This window comes from Pseudomonas sp. B21-053, from assembly GCF_026016365.1.
Classification (GTDB): domain Bacteria; phylum Pseudomonadota; class Gammaproteobacteria; order Pseudomonadales; family Pseudomonadaceae; genus Aquipseudomonas; species Aquipseudomonas nunensis.
Map to the genome: position 1 here is coordinate 6,487,415 of NZ_CP087205.1, position 11,459 is coordinate 6,498,873.

Here is an 11,459-nt window from a genome sequence, read left to right on the forward strand (position 1 = left end):
ATTCATCGCGCTTTCCGGCCCTGTAAGCCTTGTGAATGCGGTTAGACTAGGCTCAGGCACGGCGCTGAGCCATTTCGATTTCACAGCATTTTCGATAAGTATTACTTATGGATTTCAAGCAACTGCGTTATTTCGTCGCGGTCTACGAAGAAGGCCATGTGGGCCGGGCCGCCGAGCGACTTTCGATCTCCCAACCGGCGTTGTCGCAGCAGATCCGCCACCTCGAACAGAACCTCGAGGTGAGCCTGTTCGAACGCAGCAGCAAACGCCTGCTGCCGACCCTGGCGGCGCACACGTTGTACAACCACGCACTTCCCCTGCTCGACGGATTGCAACGGGCGCGAGAAGCGTTGGGCAACTTCAAGGGGCAGGCACTGCGCACCTTGGCCATTGGCGTGTTGCAGACGGTTCACACCAGCCTGGTGCCGCAGATGCTCGAACGGGTGCGCAAGGCGCAGCCGCATCTGGTGGTGCAGATCTATGAGTTGACGGGTATGGAGATTGAGCGACGCTTGCTCAACGGTTCTCTGGACATCGGCATCAGCTACCTGCCACCCCGTCAGCCGGGGCTGCATGGCGTGATGCTGTACGAAGATGAACTGACTCTTGTCATCCCGGCGGATCATCCGCTGCGCGAATTCAAGAAAGTCTCCATGAGTCAGGCCGCTGAATTGCCGATGCTCCTGTTGGGCGAAGAGTTTCAACTGCGACAGATCTGGCAAGCTCAATTGGCCAGCCTGGGCCGACGCCCGCAGGTGCAGGCCGAACTGAATAACATGGCGGGGATTCTCGACAGTCTGCCTCACACCCGATTGGCTACGGTCCTGCCGGGGCGCTCGCAACAGGCGCATGGTAACCACGAACTGCTGTGGAAACCGCTGACCGAGCCGCGCGTGCCGCTGAAAGTCGGGTTGGTGTGTCGAGATGTGCAACGGCAACAGGCCTCGCTGGCCTTGTTGCAGACATTGCTGGAAGAAGTGCTGAATGGACCCGATGACCGTTTGAAAGGCCCGGTAGCAATAACTTGAGCACTTTTCTGCGGGCAAAAGAAAACCCCGCCGAAGCGGGGCTTTGCAGACTGTTTCCCTGACATCCATTTCACTCCGCCGTCCTGGCAGAATCCTACGTGTCCGTGTTGTTGCTTTGCGCTTCCTGCGCGACGTCCATGTGAAGTAGATTAGCTCTGGATCCAATCCGCGCATATGGGAAAACAGCAGTACGTCATGTAAGAGAATGCTTACATAACGCTGAAGGGTCAGAACTGTGATGCGTCTAGCAGGAACAGAGACTCACTACCGGCCTTCACCGACGCGCTCAACGAGTGAATACGCGGCAGCAGACGGGCGAAATAGAACCGCGCCGTACCGAGTTTGCTCGCGTAGAAATCGTCCTGCGCTTCTTTGCCAAAGGCTGCCTTGGCCATCAATGCCCACATGTAGGCGTAGGAAACGTATCCAAATACTTGCAGATACTCGACCGATGCCGCGCCGATTTCATTCGGGTTGTTTTTCGCCCGGTCCAGCAACCACGAAGTCAGCTCATCGAGGGTGGTCACCGCGTCGTTCAATGGCTTGGTGAATTCCGCCAGGTCAGCACTGGCCGTTGCCGTGAAGTGACGAATCTCGTCGGCGAACAGGTTGTAGAACGCCCCGCCGCTGCCGACGATCTTGCGTCCTACAAGGTCCAGCGCCTGAATGCCGTTGGTGCCTTCGTAGATCTGGGTGATGCGCACGTCACGCACCAGTTGTTCCTGGCCCCACTCACGAATGTAACCGTGGCCGCCGAACACTTGCTGACCGTGGACGGTGGTTTCCAGACCCAGGTCGGTCAGGAATGCCTTGGCCACTGGCGTCAACAGCGCAACCAAATCTTCCGCACGCTTGCGGGTGGTCGCGTCTTCGCTGAACTTGGCGGTGTCCAGTTGCATCGCCACGTACGTCGAGAAGGCACGGCCGCCTTCGTTCGAAGCTTTCATGGTCAGCAACATGCGACGCACGTCCGGGTGGACGATGATCGGGTCAGCGACTTTGTCTTTGTTTTGCGCGCCAGTGGGCGAACGACTTTGCAAACGATCACGCGCATATTCGACGGCGTTCTGGTACGAGCGCTCGCCAGTGGCCAGACCCTGGATACCGACACCCAGACGCTCGTAGTTCATCATGGTGAACATCGCCGCCAGGCCTTTGTTCGGCTCGCCGACCAGGTAACCTACCGCTTCGTCGAAGTTCATCACGCAGGTTGCGGACGCCTGGATGCCCATTTTGTGTTCGATCGAACCGCAGTTCGCCGGGTTGCGCGCGCCCAGGCTGCCATCGGCATTGACCATGAACTTCGGCACCAGGAACAGCGAAATGCCTTTCGGCCCCGCCGGCGCGTCCGGCAGTTTTGCCAATACCAGGTGAATGATGTTCTCGGTCAGGTCGTGTTCACCGCCGGTGATGAAGATCTTGGTGCCGCTGACTTTGTAGGAACCGTCGGCCTGAGGTTCGGCCTTGGTGCGGATGATCCCCAGGTCGGTACCGGCGTGGGGCTCGGTCAGGCACATGGAGCCGGCCCAGACGCCGGCGTACATGTTCGGCAGGTACGCGGCTTTCAGCTCGTCGCTCGCGTGGGCATTGATCGACAGGCAGGCACCGGCGGTCAGCATTGGGTACAGGCCAAACGACAGGCTGGCGGAGTTGACCATTTCTTCGACCTGGGCCGAAACCGCCTTGGGCATACCCATGCCGCCGTAGGCCGGATCGCCACCGACGCCGACCCAACCACCTTCAGCATAAGTCTGATAAGCCTGTGGGAAACCTGCCGGCGTGGTGACGGCACCGTCCGCCCAATGGCAACCTTCTTCGTCAGCCGCACGGCTCAGGGGCGCAATGCTTTTGCTGGTGACCTTGCCGGCCTCTTCAAGAATGGCTTCGACGGTTTCGGCATCGACGGTATCCGCCAGCGCCGGCAACTCGGCCCAGAGTTTGGCGACCTCGAAAACTTCATTGAGGACGAAGCGCATATCGCGCAGGGGCGCTTTGTAGTCAGCCATGGCAAACCTCGCAGGATCTAAACGGGTGATTCGTGGGAATGGTGTTTTCGTTGGGTTCGAGTGTAACCCAACAACTTTTACGACACATAGGGTCAGCTCATGACTGATTTGTAATGTTTAGTCATTACGATCTTGTGTCTGCCGAAACGCATTCAAGGGCAAGCCTCGCTCCTACAGGTCATCGGCGTACGCACTACGCGAACAACACCAGACTTGTAGGAGCGAGGCTCGCCCGCGAAGCTCTTAACAATGATTAAAGCGCAAACAACCCCGCCGGCAACTTCATCAAGCAATCACTCCCCGCCTCGATCGCCGCCCGATGAGCGGCGGTGCGTGGCAGCAATCGCTTGAAATAAAACTCGCAGGTCGCCAATTTGCCCTGGCAATAATCGGCATCGCCGCTGCCGTCGTCGAGTTGCGCCTGAGCCACCAGCGCCATACGCAGCCACAGGTAGCCGAGGATGATGTAGCCGCTGTACATCAGGTAATCCACCGACGCCGCACCGACTTCGTCCGGATTTTTCATCGCAGCCATGCCGATCCTGGTGGTCACCTCGCCCCACTGCTGATTCAAACCATTGAGCTGAGCGACGAAGCTGCCGAGTTGCGGATGCTCGGCGTTTGCAGCGCAGAACTTGTGAACGATTTTAGTAAAGCCACGCAACAGTTTGCCCTGGCTGCCAAGCACTTTGCGCCCCAGTAGATCCAGCGCCTGAATGCCGTTGGTGCCCTCGTAGATCGGCGCAATCCGGCAGTCACGTACCAGCTGCTCCATGCCCCACTCGCGGATGAAGCCGTGGCCGCCAAACACCTGCATGCCATGGTTGGTCACTTCCAGCCCGGTGTCGGTCATGAAGGCTTTGCAGATCGGCGTCAGGAACGCCAGCAAGTCCTCGGCCTCCTGACGTGCCGTTGCGTCAGCACTCAGATGAGCAACATCCAGCAACTGCGCGGTGAAATAGGTCAGCGCGCGGTTACCTTCGTTGAAAGCTTTCATGGTCAGCAACATCCGCCGTACATCCGGATGCACGATGATCGGGTCAGCGACTTTTTCCGGCGCTTTAGGTCCGGTCAGCGAACGCATCTGCAAACGATCGTTGGCGTATTTGATCGCGCCCTGGAAGCTCGCCTCGCCCAGACACAAACCCTGCATGCCGGTGCCCAGGCGTGCGTGGTTCATCATGGTGAACATGCAGTTCAGGCCTTTGTTGGCTTCACCGATCAGGAAGCCCTTGGCGTCATCAAAATTGAGCACGCACGTGGCCGAGGCCTTGATGCCCATTTTGTGTTCGATGGAGCCGCAGGAAACGCCATTGCGCTCGCCCGCTTCACCTTCGGCATCGGGCAGGAATTTAGGCACGATAAACAGCGAAATGCCCTTGGTCCCGGCCGGCGCATCCGGCAGTTTGGCCAGCACCAGATGAATGATGTTGTCGCTCATGTCGTGTTCACCGGCGGAGATGAAAATCTTGCTGCCGGAGATCGCGTAGCTGCCGTCGGCCTGGGGCACGGCGCGGGTCTTGATGATGCCCAGGTCGGTGCCGCAATGGGCTTCGGTCAGGCACATGGTGCCGGTCCATTGGCCGGCGGTGAGTTTGCTCAGGTAGGTCTGTTTTTGCGCTTCGGTGCCGTGGGCGTGAATCGCCGACATCGCGCCGTGGGTCAAGCCGGGGTACATGCCCCAGGAGGTGTTGCTGGAGGCGATCATCTCGCTGATGACCAGCCCCAGCGAAAGAGGCAGACCCTGGCCGCCATACACCGGATCAGCCGCCAAACCGTGCCAGCCGCCCTCCACGTATTGTGCGAAGGCTTGCTTGAAGCCTGTAGGCGTTGTCACCACGCCATTGTCGAAATGGCAGCCCTCTTCGTCGCCGCTGCGATTCAGCGGTGAGAGAACGTTCTCACAGAATTTCGCGCCTTCTTCGAGGATCGCACTGACCATGTCCGGGCTAGCATCGGTAGCGCCCAGCGCGGCGTAGTTACCGTGAAAGTCGAAGACGTGGTCGATCAGGAAGCGCATGTCGCGCAGGGGAGCTTTGTACTCAGGCATGGTCGTTTCTCCGGCAGCAGATTGCTCAAACCTACTGCCGTGTCCCACGCCTCACAATCACAGTCCAGACGCTGAATGCGCCATCATCACTCAACCCGCAGCGCCGTCCATGCGCACCGCGCCACGACGGCTTTGACCGAACGCGACCACACAGTTTCGCCCGGCGCCCTTGGCGCTGTAGAGCGCCTCGTCGGCGGATTTGAGCACTTGTTCCGGCGTGCGCTGTTCCAGGCGTTCGGCGACGCCGATGCTGACCGTGACCGACACGCTGGACGCAGCGGAACCGGCTCGACGTTGGCGACCTTGTTGATCGTCCTGTGGGCGGTCCGGGTTGCGCAGTTGAATGTTGTAGGAGGCAATCGATTCGCGGATGACTTCGAGGTGCGGCATGCACTCTTCAAGCGTCTTGCCCGCGAATACCAGGGCGAATTCCTCGCCACCATAGCGATACGCCCTACCGCCTCCGCTGATTTTCGACAGTTTGCTGGCGACCAGTCGCAGCACCTGATCGCCGACATCGTGACCGTGGGTGTCGTTGAATTTCTTGAAGTGATCGACGTCGCTCATGGCCAGCACGTAATTGCGCCCGAGCCGCTGCATGCGTTCGTTCAATGCGCGGCGGCCCGGCAGACCGGTGAGTTCGTCGCGGAAGGCCATTTGATAGGCTTCATGGGCAACGGCCGCGGCAATCATCAACATCACCTGGCTGCACATGATGTTCAGGGTAAACGGCAGGATGAAGGTTTTCGGCAACATCCAGAACAACCCCAGCAAACCCACCAGCTGCGCGGCGTGCAAGGGTCGCGGGTTGCGCCAGTATTGCCAGGCCAGCAGTACAAACGAGGCGATAAACACCGGGTAGGACAACTGGATCAGGCTCATCCACGCGCCGTGCAACGCAGGCCAGCGGATCTCCGACAGCCACATCAGCAGCGCCTGTGGGTAACTTTGCTCAACGCCCAGTGCAACGCTGCCGAACGCCAGCAACACGGCGAAGCGCGCGACCATGTCCTGGAACAGATGGGTACGCTCCTGCCACGCCGCGAACAGGCCGAACAACAACGGCAGCAGCAGACAGCAGAGGTGGAATACCACTGCCGCGTCTTCGCGAACCTTGCCGTTGTCGCGGTAATAGTCGGTTTGGGTGTCGAGCAGGAAGTAGGCGATGTATACGGTGACCATCAGAAACAGTTCGCGCTGGCGTCGGTATACCGCGCAATACGCGCCGCCGAGCAACAGCACCAGGGTTGGCAGCACGTTGAACAGCGAAGTGAAAAAGACGTTGAGATCCTTGATGTACGCAGCCGAAAGCCCAGCGAGCAATAGCAGTAATGAGGGCAAAAAGTGGCTGAAACGTACAGCGGAAGAACGCGGCAAGGGTAAAGCTCCGACCCGGCATAGCAGTTGATGGCATTGTGCCTGCAAAGCGCACGATTAAGCACACGAAATGTGACGCAGGTCACGTGAACGTCTCTTTAACGGCAGAAATGCTGAGTTTCTGAGGAAGTTACCGAGGTTTTTTAATGACAGCGCAAAACTGTGGCGAGGGAGATTGTTCTCTCGCCACAAGAATTTGCCTGGTTCAAAGATCGTTATAGAACGCCTGCAACGGCCCCTCACTGACACTGCGACCTTCTGCGCCAATCGGTTTGAGCGAAATCGGTGCATCGAGCGCCTGCCGGGTCGAAATCTTCGGACTGACGGCCCGCGCCGTCACCGCGTTTTCGTCCCCCACATGGCCCTGCGGAATGACCAGCGACGGATGATCGAACGGCGCCTGCTCCCAGGCAACGCGTGGATCGGTCAGCCCGACTTCCATGAATTTCACCAGTGCATCCACCTCATCGGGGGTCAGGTTCAGCGAAGTCATGTCCGGATCGAGGTTCGAGGCGTTGTGCTGATTCGCCGACGGATGTTCGAAGCCGCTGGTGTTGCTCGCATCCTCACCGCGCCGGTCGCCGCCGCGGTTGTAGAACTCCATCACCTGTTTAAGCGTCGCCCGGCTGCCGTTGTGGAAATACGGCCCGGTCAGCGCGATGTTACGCAGCGTCGGCGTCTTGAAGGCGCCATCGACCGCATCACGGAAACCGACATTGGGCTTGAGCGTTGCGTCGCAGGGCAGCGCCGCACTCAACGGTGTTTCGAAGGTGCAGACATCGACATCGAGCGGGTCAGGCACGTTGCCGCCCTGCAACAGGGTGTTGTACTCACGGGTGAAGGACAACGGATTGCCCCACGCGTCCGAACCGCCGAGCGCCAGGTCTTCCGAGGTCGGACGCACACCGGTGTTGTAGAAGCCGTTGTCGTAGAGCGTGGTGAGGTTGTCGGCCATCAACATGCGTTCGATGCGCTCACGGGGATGGAACAGCAAACGGCTGCCAGCGTTGGTCAGCTCCGCGCCGCCGTGACAAGCGATGCATTTGCCCTTGCCGAGGAACAGGTTCATGCCCTGCACCTGCTGGGCATTCATTGCCTGTTGATTACCTTGCAAGTAGGCATCCAACGGGGCTTGGTCCGAGATCAAAGTCGATTCATACATCTGGATCGCCAGCCCGAAGAACAGCGGGAAGTTGGCCTCCATCTGGGTGTACGGCGCATCGCCCAGCAACACTTGTTGTGTGGCATTCCACAGCCGTGGCTGGAAAGCAGCCTTGATCAGCTCACGGTAAGTCGGCCGACGCGCACCGGAAACCGGGGCCAGCACCGAATCGTTCGAGGAAATCCGTTGTTGCTTGAGCATCAGCGTGTCGAGCATACGTCGACCGATGTCTGCGAAGGTGCGCCCGCCGCAGGACATTTCCACCGGACTGCCCGGAGGCCCCACGGCTTGCGAAGCCGCCGAAGCATCCTTGAGTGCCAGCCGCACTTTGGTCGCCACGCCACTGCGATCACTGGTGACGAAAATTCCTGCATCAGGATCGCGATTACCGAACGGCGAGAAGCCGTTGAACACATTGTTCGCACGACCATCCCAGAAATTTCGCACGTTGAACGCGGCGTTGATCACCGTCGGCGCATTGCGTCCGGTACTGCGGCGGACGTTGATGCCGCCGACCTGAAAAATGCCGTCCGGTTGCTGCGTGCACTTGTCGAAACGCGGCTGATGCGGCTTGACGAAGTTGGCGTCGAATACACCTTGGGAGCCGATCACGTCGTCGGTGGAATAGACGATCGGCGAATTGCGATCCAGCGGATCGGCCAGCACGTGGGTCGGGAAGTCGGTTTTCTTCAGCGTGTAGTTCGGGCCGCCCTTGCCTCCGGATTTAGTGGCGTAGGAAGCCACGTCGCCGGGGATGTCAGACGCTACAAACGGTTTGTTGAAGATCGACGCCACGTTGGCATTGGTGTGCGCCTGGCCAGGGTTGATCTGGTTGGTAATCCGGTGATCGACCCCGGCGTGATAGTGGCAGGACGCACAAGCGGTCGAGCCATCGCTGCCGATCTCCATGTCCCAGAACAACGCTTTGCCTAGCAGGATCGCTGCTGAGCGGTTGAGGACATAATCAGTCATCAAGTCGACCTTGCGCCCGCCTTCGGTTCCCGATGGATCGGGTGGCGTCATGCCGCGCAGTGATTGCAGGGTGGGGATCTCAGGGGCGGGAACATCAATCTCTGGCGCTGTCGCGGCCCAAACGCCCTGGACGGGCAGCACGAACAGGCAGGCCAAACCAACCATTCGAACGATGTTCATGTGTTTCACCCTGACGACAACGCTGATTCGATTTATTGTTTCCAGGGATTTTGCAATTAATCTGCCAGTACGCTGAAGGCCCGGCCTGTCTGGCTTTACCCGGCCAATACGATTATTCCGGGGCGTTAAAACCGGGGATTGGGTCCCAACAATGGGGGCTCGAATTCAAGGCAAAAAAAAGCCGCTGCTCCCGAAGGAACAGCGGCCTTTGAAGGACAGCGCTAAGGCTTAGTAGCCCAGTGCGAAGTCTTCTTCTTTCATGTCCATCAGGTTGTTGGCGCCCGACAGCATGGTCACTACGTGAGTGCGGGTACGCGGCAGGATGCGCTGGAAGTAGAAGCGTGCAGTCTGCAGCTTGGCGGTGTAGAACGCCGTTTCGGTGGTGCCGGCAGCCAGTTTCTCGGCAGCCAGGCGCGCCATGTCAGCCCAGAAGTAGGCCAGGCAGGCGTAACCGGAGTACATCAGGTAGTCCACGGAGGCCGCGCCGACTTCTTCGCGATCTTTCATGGCGGCCATGCCGACCTTCATGGTCAGTTCGCCCCACTCTTTGTTCAGCGCAGCCAATGGCTCGACGAACTCTTTGACCGCTTCGTTGCCTTCGTTGGTCTGGCAGAACTTGTGGACGATCTTGGTGAAGCCTTTCAGAGCTTCGCCTTGGGTCATCAACACTTTACGGCCCAGCAAGTCGAGTGCCTGGATACCGGTGGTGCCTTCGTACAGCATCGAAATGCGGCTGTCGCGAACGTTCTGCTCCATGCCCCACTCGGCGATGAAGCCGTGGCCGCCGTAGATTTGCACGCCGTGGTTAGCGGATTCGAAGCCGACTTCAGTCATGAAGGCTTTGGCGATTGGAGTCATGAAGGCCAGCAGTGCGTCGGCTTTCTTCTTCTCTTCTTCATCCACGCCGTATTTGACGATGTCGACTTGTTTAGCAGTGAAGTAAACCATCGCGCGGTTGCCTTCGGCGAACGCCTTCATGGTCAACAGCATGCGACGGACGTCTGGGTGCACGATGATCGGATCAGCGGCTTTTTCTGGCGCTTTCGGGCCAGTCAGCGAGCGCATTTGCAGGCGATCGCGAGCGTATTTCAGGCCGCCCTGGAAGCCGATTTCGGCGTGAGCCAGACCTTGCAGCGCGGTGCCCAGGCGAGCGGTGTTCATAAAGGTGAACATGCAGTTCAGGCCTTTGTTCGCCGGGCCGATCAGGAAACCGGTGGCCCCGTCGAAGTTCATCACGCAAGTGGCGTTACCGTGGATGCCCATCTTGTGTTCCAGGGAACCGCAGGTCACAGCGTTGCGAGCGCCGATCGAACCGTCAGCGTTCGGCATGAACTTGGGAACGATAAACAGCGAAATGCCTTTGGTGCCAGCCGGTGCGTCCGGCAGGCGAGCCAGCACGATGTGGACGATGTTGTCGGCCATGTCGTGTTCGCCAGCCGAGATGAAGATCTTGGTGCCGGAGACTTTGTAGGAACCGTCGGCCTGAGGTTCGGCCTTGGTGCGCAACATGCCCAGGTCGGTGCCGCAGTGCGGTTCGGTCAGGCACATGGTGCCGGTCCATTCGCCGGAAACCAGTTTGGTCAGGTAAGCCTCTTGCTGCTCAGGCGTACCGTGCTCGGAAATGGTGTTCATCGCGCCATGGGACAGGCCTGGGTACATGCCCCACGACCAGTTGGCTTCGCCGACCATTTCGCTGACGGCCAAACCCAGAGACTCCGGCAGGCCTTGGCCGCCGTGCTCTACGTCGTGAGCCAGGCTTGGCCAGCCGCCTTCAACGAATTGTTTGTAGGCTTCTTTGAAACCAGTCGGGGTTTTAACGCCGGACTCGCTCCAGGTGCAGCCTTCGGTGTCACCCACGCGGTTCAGCGGAGCCAGTACCTGCTCACAAAACTTGGCGCCTTCTTCGAGAATGGCGTCAACCATGTCCGGAGTTGCGTCTGCACAAGCCGGAAGGCTCTGATAGTGCGCTTCGTAGCCGAGCAGTTCGTCACGAACGAAGCGAATATCACGCAAGGGGGCCTTGTAGTCAGGCATAGCGATAAACCTCTGCTGATGTAACCGGGAATGAACGACCGCGTTGATTTGTTGTGGCGGTCAAACAGTTGTTTGAAACATACGTTTACGCCCAAATCTTGTCAAGCGCCGATCTTTTGCCGTTCGTCATCATCGCGCTTGCACAACGGCCACGCAGCCGCGCGCCGCCGTCGAAAAGGCAACAGGCCATGCAGGAAAGATTAGTTGAGGGAGAAGGACTTACGCAGAAAAACGCCGCGAAGATTCGCGGCGTCGGAGTAGCGGGTTCAGCTAGCGATCAAGCGTAGGTATCAATCAACGTCCCGAGCATTTCATCGGAAGCCTTGGCGACTTTCGCGCCCAGCTCGACCTGAAACTTGCCTTGGGACATCTCGACCATGTTGCTGGCCAGGTCAGATTCCTGGCTGCGGTCCACCGAACGCAGGCGATCGACCTGAGATTCGGAAGACTGGCTGGTCTGCGAACGCTCAATGGTGGAGTTGGCAATCTGGCCGGCGGCCTGATCGACACGGTTCTGCCCTGTCTGAATAGTGCTCAGACCGGCATAAAAAGCGGTGCTTCCTGAGATTTCCATGGGAGAACTCGTCCTGATAAAGGATCAACAGCGGCCATTGAAGCAGACACGCCAGCAAAACACCCGACAAAAACAC

General features: G+C 58.9%; 7 protein-coding genes. 1 reads left to right on the top strand and 6 read right to left on the bottom strand.

The window, feature by feature from the left end; genetic code table 11:
• Positions 1 to 107: 107 nt before the first annotated feature.
• Positions 108 to 1,028: a LysR family transcriptional regulator gene (locus tag LOY68_RS29185; protein ID WP_163911235.1), complete on the top strand. Its 921-nt coding sequence runs from the start codon at positions 108 to 110 to the stop codon at positions 1,026 to 1,028.
• Positions 1,029 to 1,255: 227 nt separating this feature from the next.
• Here LOY68_RS29185 and LOY68_RS29190 read toward each other — a convergent pair whose 3' ends face one another.
• From LOY68_RS29190 to LOY68_RS29215, 6 genes are all read right to left on the bottom strand, one after another.
• Positions 1,256 to 3,034, bottom strand: coding sequence for an acyl-CoA dehydrogenase C-terminal domain-containing protein (locus LOY68_RS29190; protein WP_054616842.1), 1,779 nt, complete (start codon positions 3,032 to 3,034; stop codon positions 1,256 to 1,258).
• A gap of 253 nt (positions 3,035 to 3,287) precedes the next feature.
• Entirely contained in the window at positions 3,288 to 5,084 is a 1,797-nt protein-coding gene (locus LOY68_RS29195; protein ID WP_265041288.1) for an acyl-CoA dehydrogenase C-terminal domain-containing protein, read from the bottom strand.
• A 90-nt stretch (positions 5,085 to 5,174) separates the two neighbouring features.
• Entirely contained in the window at positions 5,175 to 6,461 is a 1,287-nt protein-coding gene (locus tag LOY68_RS29200) for a GGDEF domain-containing protein (protein WP_163911231.1), read from the bottom strand.
• Positions 6,462 to 6,666: 205 nt separating this feature from the next.
• Positions 6,667 to 8,775: a cytochrome-c peroxidase gene (locus tag LOY68_RS29205; protein WP_265041290.1), complete on the bottom strand. Its 2,109-nt coding sequence runs from the start codon at positions 8,773 to 8,775 to the stop codon at positions 6,667 to 6,669.
• 228 nt (positions 8,776 to 9,003) lie between these two features.
• On the bottom strand, positions 9,004 to 10,809 hold the full coding sequence (locus tag LOY68_RS29210; protein ID WP_123513098.1) for a phenylacyl-CoA dehydrogenase: 1,806 nt from the start codon (positions 10,807 to 10,809) through the stop codon (positions 9,004 to 9,006).
• Between the two features lie 277 nt (positions 10,810 to 11,086).
• Entirely contained in the window at positions 11,087 to 11,383 is a 297-nt protein-coding gene (locus tag LOY68_RS29215; RefSeq protein WP_163911227.1) for a pyrroloquinoline quinone biosynthesis protein PqqE, read from the bottom strand.
• Between the last annotated feature and the right edge of the window lie 76 nt (positions 11,384 to 11,459).